The sequence below is a fragment of the Bacteroidota bacterium genome, assembly GCA_016711505.1.
Taxonomy (GTDB): domain Bacteria; phylum Bacteroidota; class Bacteroidia; order AKYH767-A; family 2013-40CM-41-45; genus JADKIH01.
Map to the genome: position 1 here is coordinate 60,336 of JADJSV010000001.1, position 16,084 is coordinate 76,419.

Annotated in this window: 17 protein-coding genes; 8 read left to right on the forward strand and 9 right to left on the reverse strand. The window is 35.3% G+C overall.

Annotated features, from left to right (window positions below):
• The first annotated feature begins 125 nt into the window (after nt 1–125).
• Nucleotides 126–1,046 carry an isoaspartyl peptidase/L-asparaginase gene (locus IPL24_00225; GenBank protein MBK8362144.1) on the forward strand — a complete coding sequence of 307 codons (921 nt, stop codon included), beginning with the start codon at nt 126–128 and terminating at the stop codon, nt 1,044–1,046.
• Nucleotides 1,047–1,064: 18 nt separating this feature from the next.
• On the opposite strand, the gene IPL24_00230 is transcribed toward IPL24_00225, so the two are convergent.
• Nucleotides 1,065–2,471, reverse strand: a complete 1,407-nt coding sequence (locus IPL24_00230) for a T9SS type A sorting domain-containing protein (protein MBK8362145.1) — start codon at nt 2,469–2,471, stop codon at nt 1,065–1,067.
• Between the two features lie 276 nt (nt 2,472–2,747).
• Between IPL24_00230 and IPL24_00235 the strand changes: the two genes are divergently transcribed.
• Nucleotides 2,748–5,096, forward strand: coding sequence for a PKD domain-containing protein (locus IPL24_00235; GenBank protein MBK8362146.1), 2,349 nt, complete (start codon nt 2,748–2,750; stop codon nt 5,094–5,096).
• Here the strand turns inward: IPL24_00235 and IPL24_00240 are convergent.
• The 3 genes from IPL24_00240 to IPL24_00250 are packed head-to-tail and all read right to left on the reverse strand — an operon-like array spanning nt 5,086 to nt 6,985.
• Complete coding sequence (locus tag IPL24_00240; GenBank protein MBK8362147.1) at nt 5,086–6,144, reverse strand: glycosyltransferase family 4 protein; 1,059 nt, start codon at nt 6,142–6,144, stop codon at nt 5,086–5,088. The genes IPL24_00235 and IPL24_00240 overlap by 11 nt on opposite strands.
• 8 nt (nt 6,145–6,152) lie before the next feature.
• Nucleotides 6,153–6,725: a methyltransferase domain-containing protein gene (locus IPL24_00245; protein ID MBK8362148.1), complete on the reverse strand. Its 573-nt coding sequence runs from the start codon at nt 6,723–6,725 to the stop codon at nt 6,153–6,155.
• The gene (locus IPL24_00250) at nt 6,713–6,985 is read right to left on the reverse strand and encodes a hypothetical protein (GenBank protein MBK8362149.1); all 273 of its coding nucleotides are present in this window, start codon (nt 6,983–6,985) and stop codon (nt 6,713–6,715) included. The genes IPL24_00245 and IPL24_00250 overlap by 13 nt, the downstream gene beginning before the upstream one ends.
• 146 nt (nt 6,986–7,131) lie before the next feature.
• Between IPL24_00250 and IPL24_00255 the strand changes: the two genes are divergently transcribed.
• The 4 genes from IPL24_00255 to IPL24_00270 all read left to right on the forward strand — a co-directional run bounded on the left by IPL24_00255 (nt 7,132) and on the right by IPL24_00270 (nt 10,468).
• Nucleotides 7,132–7,605: a hypothetical protein gene (locus IPL24_00255; GenBank protein MBK8362150.1), complete on the forward strand. Its 474-nt coding sequence runs from the start codon at nt 7,132–7,134 to the stop codon at nt 7,603–7,605.
• Between the two features lie 168 nt (nt 7,606–7,773).
• Nucleotides 7,774–8,697, forward strand: coding sequence for an asparagine synthase C-terminal domain-containing protein (locus IPL24_00260; GenBank protein MBK8362151.1), 924 nt, complete (start codon nt 7,774–7,776; stop codon nt 8,695–8,697).
• Nucleotides 8,678–8,947, forward strand: a complete 270-nt coding sequence (locus IPL24_00265) for a hypothetical protein (GenBank protein MBK8362152.1) — start codon at nt 8,678–8,680, stop codon at nt 8,945–8,947. The genes IPL24_00260 and IPL24_00265 overlap by 20 nt, the downstream gene beginning before the upstream one ends.
• A gap of 51 nt (nt 8,948–8,998) precedes the next feature.
• Nucleotides 8,999–10,468, forward strand: a complete 1,470-nt coding sequence (locus IPL24_00270; protein MBK8362153.1) for a polysaccharide biosynthesis C-terminal domain-containing protein — start codon at nt 8,999–9,001, stop codon at nt 10,466–10,468.
• 70 nt (nt 10,469–10,538) lie between these two features.
• On the opposite strand, the gene IPL24_00275 is transcribed toward IPL24_00270, so the two are convergent.
• From IPL24_00275 to IPL24_00290, 4 genes are all read right to left on the reverse strand, one after another.
• A complete protein-coding gene (locus IPL24_00275) occupies nt 10,539–11,285 on the reverse strand; it encodes a hypothetical protein (protein ID MBK8362154.1) in 747 nt (248 codons plus the stop codon).
• Nucleotides 11,239–12,261: a YihY/virulence factor BrkB family protein gene (locus IPL24_00280; protein MBK8362155.1), complete on the reverse strand. Its 1,023-nt coding sequence runs from the start codon at nt 12,259–12,261 to the stop codon at nt 11,239–11,241. Before IPL24_00280 ends, IPL24_00275 begins: the two co-directional genes overlap by 47 nt.
• Nucleotides 12,261–13,121 carry a carboxylating nicotinate-nucleotide diphosphorylase gene (nadC, locus tag IPL24_00285; protein MBK8362156.1) on the reverse strand — a complete coding sequence of 287 codons (861 nt, stop codon included), beginning with the start codon at nt 13,119–13,121 and terminating at the stop codon, nt 12,261–12,263. Before nadC ends, IPL24_00280 begins: the two co-directional genes overlap by 1 nt.
• A gap of 151 nt (nt 13,122–13,272) precedes the next feature.
• Nucleotides 13,273–13,659 carry a DUF4783 domain-containing protein gene (locus tag IPL24_00290; GenBank protein MBK8362157.1) on the reverse strand — a complete coding sequence of 129 codons (387 nt, stop codon included), beginning with the start codon at nt 13,657–13,659 and terminating at the stop codon, nt 13,273–13,275.
• A 150-nt stretch (nt 13,660–13,809) separates the two neighbouring features.
• Here IPL24_00290 and IPL24_00295 point away from each other — a divergent pair, with 150 nt between their 5' ends.
• Nucleotides 13,810–14,274, forward strand: coding sequence for a 23S rRNA (pseudouridine(1915)-N(3))-methyltransferase RlmH (locus tag IPL24_00295; GenBank protein MBK8362158.1), 465 nt, complete (start codon nt 13,810–13,812; stop codon nt 14,272–14,274).
• A 44-nt stretch (nt 14,275–14,318) separates the two neighbouring features.
• Nucleotides 14,319–15,686, forward strand: a complete 1,368-nt coding sequence (locus IPL24_00300) for a hypothetical protein (protein ID MBK8362159.1) — start codon at nt 14,319–14,321, stop codon at nt 15,684–15,686.
• On the opposite strand, the gene IPL24_00305 is transcribed toward IPL24_00300, so the two are convergent.
• Nucleotides 15,653–16,015: a hypothetical protein gene (locus tag IPL24_00305; protein ID MBK8362160.1), complete on the reverse strand. Its 363-nt coding sequence runs from the start codon at nt 16,013–16,015 to the stop codon at nt 15,653–15,655. The genes IPL24_00300 and IPL24_00305 overlap by 34 nt on opposite strands.
• Between the last annotated feature and the right edge of the window lie 69 nt (nt 16,016–16,084).

The window sequence follows — 16,084 nt, forward strand, 5'->3', positions numbered from 1 at the left end:
ATCTGTAATTTTTCATTTTTTAGGGCTCAAAACAAGACAGTATTTCAGGAAAACCAATAAAAATAGCTGCTTTTTACATTTATCATTTGGTTTTGATTTTCTTTGTGAACTAATCACAAGATTGAATGAAAAAAATTGCATTAGCCTTGCATGGTGGAGCAGGAACTATTTTAAGATCATCGATGACTCCGGAAAAAGAAGCAGAATTTAAAAAAGCTTTATCAGATGCTCTATCAGTTGGATATTCTGTATTGGAAAAAGGAGCATCTTCAATTGATGCAGTTGAACAAACAGTAATGAGTCTGGAAAACTGTCCTTTGTTCAATGCAGGCAAAGGCTCTGTTTTTACAAATAACGGAACACATGAAATGGATGCAGCTATCATGAATGGTTTTGACCTTTCAGCCGGTGCAGTTGCAGTAGTAAGTGGAGTAAAGAATCCTGTCCATCTTGCTCGTATGGTCATGGAAAAATCTGAGCATGTTCTGTTAAGCGGTGAAGGAGCAAGTCAGTTTGCAAAGCAACTTGATCTTGAATTTGAGAATGAAAAATATTTTTTCAATCAGTTTCGTTTTGATCAATTGCAGGAAATTCGTTCTACCGATACATTTCAACTTGATCATTCCGATAAAAAATTCGGAACAGTAGGAGCCGTTGCGCTGGATAGTAATGGAAATATTGCTGCTGCAACCTCAACAGGAGGAATGACAAATAAGAAATACAATAGAGTGGGAGACAGTCCAATCATTGGTGCCGGTACTTATGCTAATAATAAAACATGTGCTATCTCCTGTACCGGACATGGTGAATATTTTCTGCGTGCTGTCGTTGCCTATGACATTTCTTGTCTGATCGAATACAAAGGACTTTCACTTCAGGAAGCCTGCGAATTTGTTGTAAATGATAAGCTCAAAAAATTTGGTGGCGAAGGTGGACTTGTTGCAATTAATAAAAATGGAGACTGTGTTCTCACCTTCAATTCTGATGGCATGTATCGCGCATGGAAAACGTCGGATGAAAGTAATGGGGTTGAGATTTACAAATAGATCTCAACACCATTATTATTACTGAATAATAATTTTGCCTTTGGTTGATTTATTACCTTCTATAATTTCATAGAAATATAAACCACTTTCCCTATTTGGAATTTCTACAGTTACATTAGTTTTATCAATATTTTTTGAAACTTTTATTTCAGAACTCTGAATGTTTGTAATCCTGATTATTGAATGCTGACTTAAGAGAAAATCTGTTTGGATTTTAAAATTTGAAGTTGCCGGATTTGGAAAAACAAATGAATTAGCAGCTGCTAATTTATCAATTCCTGTAATTGAATTTGGAATTACAACTGAAGTTGAAAGTCCGGCAGTCGAAATTCCCGTCCCAAGATTTATTCCATTATCAACTAAGTCACACGCAAGTCCAATTGCATCCGGATTATTTATCGTTGCAAGATAGTTGCTTGAATATTTTGCAATGTAAATTTTACCATCTGGGGCTAGTTTTAGATAACCGGCTTTATAAGATCCATGTGGATTTGTAATTGCTCCTAGATTTATTTCAGAGGCATTTATATCTGTTGGATTATAATTTAGCAAACTATATTGATAAATATTTGCACTTTGCCAATCTGTTGCATACAACATATTACCGTCAGGAGAGAAAGCTACACCCCATGAATTGTTGCGGTTTATAATTGTAATTGGACTCGAAATTAATCCTGTTGCGATATCAAAATTGAATAATTGTATCTGATCACTATAATTCATTGCATTGGCAATTCTTGTTCCGTTCTCGGAAATGGCTAATTGTCCCATAGCTCCATGTCTTGATCCAAATGATCCGCCTGTATTTGCATCGCCAACATTGGAAACAACCGGATTAATATTTAGGCCAGTTGAATTAACTTTGTAACAATTGAAATTTGAATTGCCAAATTCATGTGTGATTATCCAATAACTGTCATCAGATTGATTATAAACCGCTGCTAATTTTTCACATGACGATAAATAAATTAAATTATTTTTAGAAACCACTTCACCGCGGCCGCTATCTAATGACATATCTACAATTGAATAATGCAAACCACCGGTACCAAATTCTGCAACTGTGAAAACGTAGTAATTGTAATTATTCCCTTTGCCGTTATCAGGCTGCTTTATTATTAATGCTGGCTGGCCACCGGTTAAGCTTCCAAGAATACCATTGCCATTTACCATTAGAGCATGATCTTTATTCCAAATGTTTTCTCCATCGCAATAGAATGCCAATGATCCTTGCTCGTCACTGATCGTTGCGACATTATCATAAGTATTAGTTGCACCATTCAATAATGCAACAGGAGTTTGACCGTTAAAATCAATTCCGGCAAGATTTCCGAAATACCAAATTTTGTTTATGCCTGGTAAAATAGCCTGTGCAAAATGTACATTTGACATCAATGCGATAATAAAAAATAATTTAATTTTCATTTCCTTAAACTTCTATGGGAGATTAATTTTTTGACTAATATACTTTATTTAGATAAAATAGATAGTTTTCTGCCTTGAGAAATTAATCTAAATTTTAACATTTCATATTTACAGTTTAAATCGAAGCATAGGCATTATGAAAAAAAGATTGAACGCAACATCAAAAATTACAAAACATTGACATTTTAGCGTTTTTTTGGCCATAGAAATATATCTTTTAGCCATAAATTCTTTGGCTCAACCTTGTTTTTTAATACATTTGATTATTCCTTCATGATGATCAAGAAAAGCATCTTATTATTTTTCTTTTATGGCTTATTTGTAGTCTTTCCAAAAATAAGTACTGCCACTCATATTGCCGGTGGTGAAATGAATTACAGATTTCTTGGCGGTACAACTTATGAAGTAACCCTTACTGTTTACAGAGATTGTTACAACGGCATACCTGACTTTGATAATCCCGCAATTATTGGAATATATGACGGAAATGACGAACTGTTATCTACAACAAGTGCTTTCATTACAACTTCTGGTCCTGTTTCAAATGCTATAAATTCTCCATGTCTGATTCCTCCGACAAATGTTTGCTATGAAGTAGCGAATTATGTCTTTAATATTGATCTGCCTCCTGCTCCCGGAGGTTACACCATTACATATCAAAGATGCTGTAGGAATTCTACTGTAGTGAATATTGTGAATGTCGATGATGCTGGTGCAACTTATTTTGCTACCATTCCTGATCCATCTATTTCAACATTTAACTCAAATCCAAAATATATTAATTTGCCACCAACTTTTATTTGCATGGGTGTTCCTTTTACATTCGATCATTCTGCAATAGATTATGAAGGAGATTCTTTGGTTTATAGTGTTACTGCGCCGTTTCATGGAGGTAGTACATTTGATCCTGTTCCTGACCCTCCGGCTGGACCTCCTTATTCACGGGTGGTTTTCAGAAATCCGTATTCGGTCGCTAACGCATTAGGTGGAACTCCAATGGTGATTGATGCTTCAACAGGATTGCTTAAAGCAACTCCTAATTCACTCGGACAATTTATCTATGGGATTACTGTAAAGGAATATAGAAACGGAGTTTTACTCGGTGAAACTACCCGCGATTTTCAAGTTAACGTTGTGAGTTGTCCCGAAATAACTGTAGCATCGATATTTTCCCCAACAATTTCTTGTGGAACTTTATCCGCAAATTTTGAGAATACAAGTTATAACGCTGCAACTTATCATTGGGATTTTGGTGAATTGGGAGTTACTTCTGATACATCTGCTTTGATGAATCCAACCTATGCTTATGCTGATACAGGCGATTATGTTGCAACTTTGATTGCATATTCAGGATTAAATCCAAATTGTAATGATACCGCCCGCGGTAATGTCCACATCTATCCGGTCTTCAATTCCGATTTCGATATCCGTAATGTATACTGCTCCGGAAGATTTGATTTTATAGACAGATCTTATGGAATTGGTGGCGTAGCTAATTTCTGGAAATGGAATTTCGGCGACGATTCACTTTCTTATGATGTAAACCCCGTTCACATTTATGAAAATCCCGGAATCTATAATGTTTCTTTAATCACTTCTGCTGATTCATCCTGCTATGATACTCTGCAACAAAAAGTCATAGTGCAACAAAATCCTTTTTCGAACTTTGGTATTCAGCTTGACACTTGTTCCTATACAATTAGAACAATTGATTCAGCCTTGTTTGCCGCTTCCTACCGATGGGATTTTGGTGATGGTAATGTCGATTATACTTCTGATCCCGTACATTCTTTTGCAACGTATGGAAATTATACAATTCAGCAAATAGTTTTCACAGATTCCACATGTATAGACACTTCAACATATACCATAACGATCCCGCCATTATCTACTGTAGATTTTGGATATTCAGTCGCAATGTGTGATTCTGTCGTTAATTTTTCAAATTTATCAGTCAATGCAAAAGGCTACCTATGGAATTTCGGTGATGGGCAAACTTCAGTAGCAGAGAACCCTTTACATACTTATTCTTTAGCAGGAACCATTCCTGTGACACTGACCGGAATTTCAAGATATGGTTGTGAAAGCATAGTTAAAAAGGAAATAAATTTTATATCCTTCAAAGAAGCAAAATTCAGTTCAACTCAGGATTCATGTACAGGAAATTTTACCTTTTCAAATGTGTCTGAGAATGCTGTAACGTATGATTGGAATTTTGGCGATGGTACATTAAGTGAAGACAGGCTTCCTGTCCATAATTATGGCACAACAGGAAAATTCTCAGTTTTATTAATTGTCAACAAAGAATCAGCTTGTTCGGATTCTATCACTATTGAACTGGCTCCGGAAGAATTGCTTGGCGAGATATTATATGTTCCCAATTCCTTTACTCCTAACGGTGATGGCCTGAATGATTTTTTCAAATTCAGTACATACAGACCATGCCTGAATTATTCAATACAGATCTACAACAGGTGGGGTACAAAAATTTACGAGAATGAGAATGCAGGAGAAATGGAATGGGATGGTAGATTCCAGGACACAATGGTTCCTGCAGATATTTATGTTTATATTCTGAATAATGGTGAACAACAAAGAAGTGGAATGATCAATGTTATTCGTTGATCCTAAACTTTTCAAAAACCTGCTTAAATTTTTCTTTCCTTTTTTCAATTGAGTAGTTTTCCTTGATTCTTTCTCTGGCAGATTTCCCGTTTTTATTCAGATCTTCAGCAGCAAGATTCTCAATTATTTTTTTTAATGACTCCGGATTTCTTTCATTTAGTATGTAGCCCGTATCACCAATGATTTCAGGAATGGAAAATACATCTGAGCCTATTGGAATACACTGACAAAGCATTGCTTCACATAGAGCATTTGGAAATCCTTCAGCCATACTTAATTGTAAATAATATTTGTGCTTGCTTAAAATTGACGGGAGTTCGTTGTTTGCAATAAAAGGAACCAGATGAATGTTGCTGCTTAATTTGCTGAAAAATCTTTCTTCTCCACCAATGATAGTAAACTTGAATGTAGGGAAATGCTTTGCAACCTCAAGAATAAGATCAATACCTTTTAACTTTTGTTGTGATGTTTTATGTAATAATCCTGCAACTGTTACGAAGCTATTTTCCTCCGGATCACTTTTACTTATAAATTTATTTTCATCATATCCGTTTTCTATGCACATGTATGGAGTTTTAATTCCTTTATTGAAAAAGGCAATACCTTGCTCCGGATAATCGTTCTTATCGTAAGTGTAGTTCGTTCTCCAGAGCGTATGATGTTTTGGAAGGATCAGTGAGCAAAATCTGAAAGAAATCCGTGTAGCCATTCCTAGAAATGTTCTCTGATAATTTCCATACCCAATTGATGGGAAAGAATGGCAGTCTGTACCTGCAGCGATAATTACACTTTTCTTTCCGCCAAGTTTTGAAATAAGTACTGGAAGCAAAGAGTGTATGCCGGCAAGTTGTATATAGCAAATTTTATATCCGGAAAAATTCCTGATCAGAAAAATGAGTTGTTCAAATAATTGAAAAGGTATTTTCCATTTTTGCCCAAAGTCAAAATTGAATGTTCTTACATCATAATATTCTTTATAAATCGCCAGATCTTTCTCTACAAAAGTTGATGTACCCATGAAAAAGTAGAGTGCTTTTTGCTTTTTCATTTAGTCAGTTACAATTTTCTAGCTGAAGTAAAAATTCCGCCTGCAAATCTCTTACCTGCCGGCATAGTACCTATGAAATTTTCCAGGATCCAAATTATCTTTGATGCATAACGAATTGTTTTAACAAAGATTTTTTTTATTTTAAAATAGGGAATTTTTTTTCCATCGATTCCTTCGAGAGTAATTGCAAAACTTAATGCTAAAAAGTATTCATTAACTTCTTCTTTCAATCCTGCTTTTTGAATTGCATCTCTCATTTCATCCGTACCTAGTGGGACATGGACGTCATATACTGGTTTGTTTAAAAATTTATGTAATGTCCCGGTTGCTCCTTTAAAGTTTGGGAGAGTACTTATTAGAATACCTCCTGGTTTCAGGAATTTTGCAAATGCTTTCAAGGTTGATGCTGTATCTTCAAAATGTTCTACTACACCAAATGAACATACAACATCAAATTTCTCAAGAAAGTCTTCAGGCGGCTTGAATGCATCGGCATGGATGACCGACCCTTTAACTTTGTCCCTTTCAAATATTTTTTCAGTCTGCTTACAGCCAAGTTCAGAATAGTCTAAACCGTAAATATCAAAATTGAATTCTTTTTAAAATAGGTTAAAAAGACTGAATTGCCGCAACCAATTTCAAGGATCTTTTTATCAGTAGTATCTAAACCCTTAAATGCTTTCTTGAATAATTTATGCATTAGGCGATTAGGATATTCATTTACGTTAGAAGAATGAATGTTAATTGGTGGTGGAAGTTTAAAATTCTTCCAGAATTGTGTCCAATATTCTTCACCGGCTCTATCCGATTTTATCTCTGTAATTTGGTCTTGCGATGTCATATGATTACTTGGCCGTGAAATTAGCCAAATGATTTAAAATTTTACGTCTTTGGTGCTTTTTTATGTAGTTTAGCAGCAGAATTATGTGTGGAATAACAGGTTTCGTAGATTTTTCAAAGCAGTCTGGACGTGAGGTACTTAGCAACATGGCCAAAGTGCTTCATCATCGTGGGCCTGATGATTCAGGGGCTGAAGTAATTGAAGTTTCCAATGCTGTCATAGGTTTAGGATTCAGAAGACTTTCGATATTAGATCTTTCACCTTTAGGGCATCAACCTATGCAAAATCCGGTTAATGGAAACTGGATTGTATTCAATGGCGAGATCTATAACTTTCAGGAAATAAAGAATGAATTGATTGCTTTGGGACATTCATTTAAATCAATGGGTGATACTGAAGTAATTTTACATGCTTATCAACAATGGGGCAAAGAATGTGTTAGTAGATTTGTTGGAATGTTTGCAATTTTAATTTTCGATAATGCACAGAATAAAATTATTGCATTCAGAGACAGGGTTGGAGTAAAGCCTTTTTTTTATTATTGGTATGACGGACTTTTTATGTTTGCTTCTGAATTAAAAGCATTTCATCAAATCCGTTGTTTAAAAAGTAATCAATAAAAATGCTTTATGTTCTTTTTTCAGCATGGATATATTCCTGCTCCTGATACGATTTTTTAATAATTGCTTCAAATTGAAACCAGGTCATTGGATAGAACTCAATTTAAACGATCGTCAAATCAATTCCGGCTGTTATTGGAATCTTAATGATTTTGCAGAAAGGAAAAGTTGAAAATTGATTATGAAAGTGCGCTTAAGGAAACGGAAAGAATTCTTATTTCAGCTTTTAATTATCGGTTAGTATCTGATGTTCCCGTTGGTGTTTTTTTAAGTGGAGGTTATGATAGTTCATGTGTAGCTGCAATTTTGCAAAAGGAGAAGTCTGCACAAATTAAAACATATACAATTGGTTTTGATGAACCGGGTTATAATGAAGCTGTGTTTGCTAAGGAGGTAGCTAAAGTTATTGGAACTGATCATCATGAATATTATTGCACTTTTCAGGAGGCAAAAGATATTATTCCAAAACTTGCAGAAATCTATGATGAGCCATTTGGTGATTCTTCTGCAATCCCAACAACTCTTGTTAGTATGATAGCAAGAAAACATGTGGTCGTAGCTTTAAGCGCCGATGGAGGTGATGAGTTGTTTGCTGGTTATCCACGACATATTAAGAGCCGGGATCATATTAATAAATTAAAGTTGCTTCCACCCGGAGTTCGAAAACTTGCAAGTTCATTTTTGCCGGATAGCATTCAAACGTTAGATAGACCAAATCGGAGAGATAAGTTAAAAAGAGTATTAAATGCAAAGGATGATGAAGAAATGTTTGATGTAATTAATCAGACTTTTACCTTGTCTGAAGTTTCAAAGTTGATCAAAGGTGAATTTGGCACTTCACAATCCTTTTTTCAAACAGGAAGATTGTCATCAGATAAGGATTTAATTTCTAAGATTCTTGCATTTGAGTTTCAGACTTATTTACCTGAGGATATATTGCAGAAAGTTGATAGAGCAACAATGTCAGCCAGCCTTGAAGGAAGAGAGCCATTTTTGGATCATAGGTTAGCAGAATTTGTATTTCAACTACCCGGTGAATTTAAGATAAATGGCAGTGCACAAGAAAATTATTTTGAAGGATATTGTACATAAATATATTCCAAAAACAATTATGGAACGACCCAAAATGGGATTTGGTGTTCCTGTGGAACGATGGTGCAGAGAAGATCTGTTGGACTTATTTATGGAGCACATGTCAGATGAAGCCTTGTCAAGATCAGGTTTGTTAAACACAAATGAAATAATTCCAATCAGAGATCGTTATCTGAAAGGTAATTTGGAGAATTTTGAGAGAATCTGGTTTATTTTTATTTTCCAACAGTGGTTTAAAAAATGGATGTAATTACTGTTTTGGTATTCGGAAATATCATAACATTGTTGAATAGATTTTTTTATGGGCGTAATTCGCAGACAAGGTATAAAAAACACAATTATTGGATATCTGGGAATTCTGATCGCTTTTGTCAGCTTTTTTGTGGTGCAGCCTTATTGTTTGACTAAGGAAGAAATTGGCCTGACCCGGGTACTGTATTCCTTTTCAATTATTGTTGCCATGTTTGTGCCGTTAGGAATTGGTAATGCTACCATAAAATACTTTCCTCTATTTAAAGATGAAGAGAAAAAGAACCACGGCTTTTTTGGATTCATGAATATCTTTCCGTTGATTGGATATGTTGTTTCTGCCGCACTGCTATTTACGTTCAAAGATTTTATCCTTAACCAATACCGTAGTGAATCGCCATTGCTATTGGAATATTTCGATTTCGTTTTCCCACTCATTTTCTTCAATGCTTTTATTGCGATTCTTTCTGTGTATTGCAATGCTAATTATAAATCAACTATTCCTTCTTTTCTTAATGATGTTGGTGTCAGATTAGCTATGATTGGAATCGTCGGAATTTATTTTCTTAAGATAATCTCCCTTGACCAATTCATTGCAGCTTACATAGGTATTTTTGGTCTGCAATTAGTTCTATTGCTGGTTTATATCTTCTTCTTTGATAAACCTAGTTTCAAAGTGGACTGGCCGTCGTTCAGAGAAAAGAAAATGTTCGAATTGATCCGCTATGGACTACTGCTTTGGTTTGCAAGCGTTGCTTCAATCGGTATAAACAATCTGGATGTAATTATGCTTCCGAAATATCTGACACTGGATTTGGTAGGGATCTATGCTATCGCGGCTTTTATTCCAACAGTTATTGAAGCGCCTATCAACGCTCTGGACAGGATTGCTGCACCTAAAATTTCATTTGCATGGAATGTGACTGACAAGTCACAGATCCAGGAGATCTATCATAAATCTTCTTTATATCTCTTTTTATTCGGTGGATTTTTTCTCATCAATATCCTGACAAATATTCATACTGTTTTGCAATTTCTACCCGATGGATTTCAGAGAGGTGAACCTGTAGTTATCATCTTTTCCATTGGTGCATTGATCAATATGGCTACCGGAGTAAATGGTTCAATTCTTAATACATCGGCAAAATTCCGGTATGGAGCTTTTTATCTGATCCTTCTGGCTATCCTCCTGATCGGTTTTCAGGTCGTTTTCATTCCGGTTTTTGGAATGATAGGCGCTGCATTAGCTACCACTTCTGCACAAATAATATATAACCTACTGGTCTTTCTCACAGTTTACAAATTCTTTAAACTGCAACCTTTCAATATAAAAAACTTGTATGTGCTTATAATAATTATTTGCACCTGCATCCTTTCTTATCTGTTACCTCACTTTGAAAATAAATTTTTTGATATAGGAGTCAGGACTGCTGTTGTTTCACTTATTTATTTCCTGGCTGTGTATTGGATGAATATTGTCTCTGAATTTCACAAACATTTGCCTTGGAAGAATGAAAAGTGAAAAGTGAAAAGTGAAAAGTGAAAAGTGACGGTATAGTTAATCAAGTATTTGCCCAATTGCCGATTATTAATTATTCTACCATTGATTTCGCCTTTGAAATAGTGTTCTTATCGTCTTCGTCTTCCGGTTTCATTTCTATCACTTTTTTGAACCAGACATTTGCTAAAATATCGTCACCTTTATTGTCTCTGTCGTGATATGTTTGTGCCAATTCATATTTGTGCAGGAGGTCATTTGGTTCCAGTAAAACTGCCTTGGAAAAATTTTCTATCGCTGCCTCAAAAGAACCGCCGTCAGGTACACCGCCATACAAGGTATTGATCGCAGCTTTTTCGACAAAATTAAAGTTAGCTATCGTGCGATGCCAACGGCCAAGAATATGATATGCACCGGCAAGTTTTGAATCGTACTTTATGGCTTCTTCGCATTCAGTCCTGATGACTTTCGCATTTGAAATCTTTTGTTTGCTTGATGCATTCTCATTGATCCTTCCTAATGCCAATGCATATGTATAATGTGCCTGCGCATTTCCTTTATTAATTGCAATTGCTTTCCTGGAAAGATATGCGGCATTATTGAAATATTTTTGTTTCTCAGTTTCTGTAGAACGCAAATTTCCAAGTTTGCTGAATAAATATGATGTGTTCGTAAGCAGATCCAGATTATTGGAATCTGTGTTGAGCAACTCTCTGAAGATCTTAAAAGATTCTTCCCATTTTTTTTCTGACTTTAAAATGAGTGCTTTTGAAATTTCATTCTGACAATTTGCCCTAAAACCGCAAAATAAAATTGTTATTAGTAAAATTGCTTTTTTCATATTCGTTCAGTCTTAGTCGCAGGTTTTTCGTTACTCTGCGCTTTGCATTATCAATGCTTGCATTCAATTCAAATCCCAAAATGAGGATCAATGAATTGAAATACATCCACAACATCATTACGATCAAAGTTCCGATTGAGCCATAGATCTTATTATAACTTCCGAAATTATTCACAAAATATGCAAAGCCCGTTGAAACAACTATTGAACTTAGAGCAGCAAATGTCGACCCTGCTGAAATGAATCGCCATCTCTTTTTAACAGATGGAGCATAATAATATAAAAAAGAAATTGCGATAAAAAATAGTGCTAGTACGACTGCCCATTTTCCCAACATGATCAATGCAACTTGTGTTTTGGATTTCAGAATACTTTGAGTAACTAAATATTTTGTCGCTGTTGCTGAAAATATAATCAATGTAGTGGAAATGATCACCAGAGTTGAAAGAATAAATGTCAGTACAATAGCTACCATCCGTTGTCTGAAGGGTGATCTCGTTTCGGATGCGTGATACGAACTATTGAAACCACGCATCATCGTCATAAAACCATTGGTAGTAAAATACAGAGCGGTAAGGAATCCAATTGATAGCAAACCACTGTGCTGGATCTTAACGATGTCAGTAATTGTTGTTCTTGCACTGGCAAATGCAGCTGAGGGTAAAACACCTTCAATGATATTAAGCAATTCATTCTGAAATCCCTTTATCGGAATGTAGGGGATGAGAGAAAAGAGGAATATCGTTGCCGGAAAAACTGCCAGAAAGAAACTGAAAGCCAATGCCTGCGCTCGCGTAACGATGCCACCTTTCTTGATTCCGGTGAAAAAGAAATCAGCTACATAGTAAATGGGCATGTTATCAAAGCCGGGTAAGGCAACCCTTTTTGTATAATCGATAAATGACCTTACCGCAGGGGTGTCACCGAAATATTTTACAATTTCTACAGATGCTCGTTGTAATTTTTTTCCTGCCACTACTTTACTATTTTCATACTTATATCAAGACTCTTATGAGAATGAGTCAATGCTCCTACAGATATAAAATCAACTCCGCTTTCAGCAAATGAACGAATAGTATCTAATGTTATTCCACCTGATGCTTCAGTTTCAAATTTCTTATCGATCAGTTTAATTGCTTCCTTTAGAAGTGCAGGGGAGAAGTTATCCAGCATAATTCTGTCAACTTTTCCGATTGATAAAACCTGATTTACCTCCTCTAAAGATCGTGTCTCAATTTCAATTTTAAGCTTTTTGCCAACTTTTAAAATATATTCATTGGCTCTTTCGATGGCATTTTTTATTCCCCCCGAAGCGTCAACATGATTGTCCTTAATAAGAATCATATCATATAATCCGAATCTGTGGTTGTTTCCACCACCAAGTTGAACAGCCCATTTTTCAAAGATCCTGAAATTTGGGGTGGTCTTTCTTGTATCCAGTATTTTAGTACTGGTTCCTTTGATGGCTTCCACATATTTATTCGTTAAGGTGGCAATTCCACTCATACGTTGCATACAATTTAAAAGTAATCGTTCTGCTGTCAATAATGATCGCACTTTTCCTTCTACTGTCATCACAATATCTCCCGGCTTTACTGCACTTCCTTCTGCGACATGTACCTTTACAATCAAACCTGAATCAACCTGATTCAGAATCTGATCTGCAAGAACCAGCCCGGCAATAATTCCATTTTCTTTGACTTTCACATTTGCAATTCCATGTTCTGATTCCGGAATGGTGGATAATGATGTATGATCCCCATCACCAACATCTTCTTTCAATGCATTTGCAATAAAATCTCTGATCGATAAACCGTAGTGTTCCGTAAATTCCATAGTAATACTTCTAGCTGTGAAATTAGAAAACTTAAAGTGATAATAAGGAAAGGATTTTATGAAGATATTCACAAAAAAAGGCTGCCAGAATAAGGCAGCCTTCCTAAAATTTCGTTGATATTTCTAAATTTCAAATTGTTTAAATCAATCTTTACTCAGATTCAAATCGCAATTCCATCAATACATTCTTGCCGCCGGAACTCTTAAAATAAAAGGATGTTCTATAAGATTTTCCGGAGCTACTTACCAGATTGCCGATTGCATATTGAGTTCCCTCCGGTGATGAGCCTTTATGAATAATGGTAAAAGATTTTGGAGCGTTCTTGCTGAAAAAATCCTTTATTACCTGTTCTGCCTGAGCTTTACTATAAACATCTTCACGGTTTATTATAGTAAGATCTAACGTCGGACCAAAGTAAGTGGAAAGTTGTTTGGCGTCTCCACTACGAATTGCAAAGGCAATTTCGTCGAAGACATCAAGAGAATAGCTCTGACTGAAAACCAGTAAAAGCATTATTAGGGAGATTGTTTTTTTCATTTTGTTGAAAGTCACAGGACTAAAGCAAACATCAAGCCACTTTGGCCCTTGATATGGCTAAAATAATTGTTTTTAAGCATAGAAAGTGCTTTATTTACTATGTTTATGAACATAATGAGGTTATGAAAATATCCTCAAATCATTAGAAGTGTGAAAATCGAATTTATTTTTATCGGAAAAACGACTGAATCCTATTTAAATGAAGGAATATATACTTATTTGAAAAGATTGGTCAACTATCTGCCTGCTGAAATTTTAACACTTCAATCATCGACCTCTAAGATCAGAGAGAAGATCATTGAAGAGGAAAGTAAATTGATCATTTCGAAAATTCAGCCGCGCGACTACCTGGTATTGCTGGATGAGAAGGGAAAAGAATTTACTTCACGTGAGTTGGCAGCATTTATTGAAAAGCAAATGCTGGCTGGTACTAACAGAATGCTTTTTATTACCGGTGGAGCCTATGGTGTGTCTGACGAACTGAAAAAGAAAGTTCATTTTACTCTATCTGCTTCTAAGTTTACCTTTACCCATCAGATGATCAGATTGCTTCTGACGGAACAAGTATATCGGGCAATGACAATACTCCGAAATGAATCTTACCATCATGACTGATAGTAATCAAACTTTATTAAATTTGTACACAGACATCATACTATATGGTAGAATATCTTTCTTTTGTTGACCTGATTATTCCCGTTATTTTTTTAGTCATCATATACCTTATTGCAAAAGGTAAACAGCTGAAAAATATAGAGACTAATTCCAGTTATAGATTTTATATGTATGGTCTTATGATCAAACTTTTCGGCGGAATAGCAGTGTGTTTGATCTATGCTTTATATTATGGTGCCGGTGATACTGTAAATTATTATAACGATTGTGTTGTCTTATTGAATCTTGGTGAAAAGTCTGTTATGAATATTTTCAAATTCATAATTGGTCCGGAAGAATCAGTAGCTTTTGAATTTGATTCCAATACCGGAATCATGCAATATGGGGCTGACCCGCATGCACGTGCTGTTGTTAAACTTACCTGGCCTTTATGTCTGATCGCATTTAAAAGTTTTATAGGTATGACCATTTTGCTTGCCTATATTTCTTATTGGTCTATATGGCGCTTGTATCAGGTATTAGTAGAAGAATTTCCTAAACTTGAATTTGAATTTGCTGTTGCTCTATTATTTATCCCATCAGTATTTTTTTGGGGTAGTGGATTATTGAAAGATACTATTACATTTTCTGCTGTATGTTTATTTTCTTCTTCCTATTTTATAATTCTGACAAAAAAAAGAAACTTTATAAGGAATATTTTGTACATCGTTATTAGTTCAATGTTATTGATATGGATCAAACCATATATATTTTTCGCATTATTGCCTGGAAGTTTCCTTTGGTATGGTGGTATACAGCTTGAGAAAGTTAAGAATAACCTGATCAAGTCATTATCAACCCCTTTCCTGATCATCTTCTCCCTGATCTCAGGTTATTTTATGTTGGATGTTATGAGTGGATTTCTGGGCGATTATTCATTGGAAAATGTACTGGACAAAGCTGTAATTACTCAAATGGATCTGAAGAGTGAACACTATCAGGGATCTGCATACGATATCGGTGATTTTGAACCCACGATAAGAGGGATCTTTTCAAAAATGCCGGCTGCGATCAATGCTGCGCTATTCAGGCCTTACATCTGGGAAAGTTATAACTTTACAATGATTCTTTCGGGAATAGAAAATTTACTAATGCTCGCATTCACAATTTATCTTCTGATAAAATTAAAAGTTTACAATCTTTTCCGGTTAATGTTCAGGCACAGGATCCTGTTTTTTACTGTGTATTTTAGTTTATTCTTTTCCTTTTCGGTTGGATTAACTACATCAAATTTTGGAAGTCTTGTGAGATATAAAATACCTGCAATTCCATTTTATGTTATTTCTCTCATCATTATCAGCTCAACGTATCGTGAGTTGAAAGAAGAGGATAAATTGGATTACCAGGTCGATTTAAAAAAGTCGACCGCATAAACCTTATTGTAGACTTTTTCAGCAATTTCAAAACTTCTGTATTTTTTTGCTACAGCAAATATCCGTGTGGAAAGTGAACTTCCTTCACGTAGAAGAATTTCTATTTTGTCAATTGCTTTTTTGTACTCTTCAATATTTAATTCCTGTAACACTGCGCCTATATTTTCAGATTCAATAATAGACGAATCATCAGATATATCTTTTGTAATGATCACCGGTAATCCAAGTGCCCAGTATTCTCCATCTTTGATTGGGGAGCAGTACCTTTTTGTAGGAATCGGTTTGACGGGTGTAATAGCAAAATCTCCTAAACCCATGTAGTCTCTCACTTCATGATGATGGACAAATTTGCATACTATTTTATTAAATGAGAGTCCGGCTTCATTAGCCCATTGCCT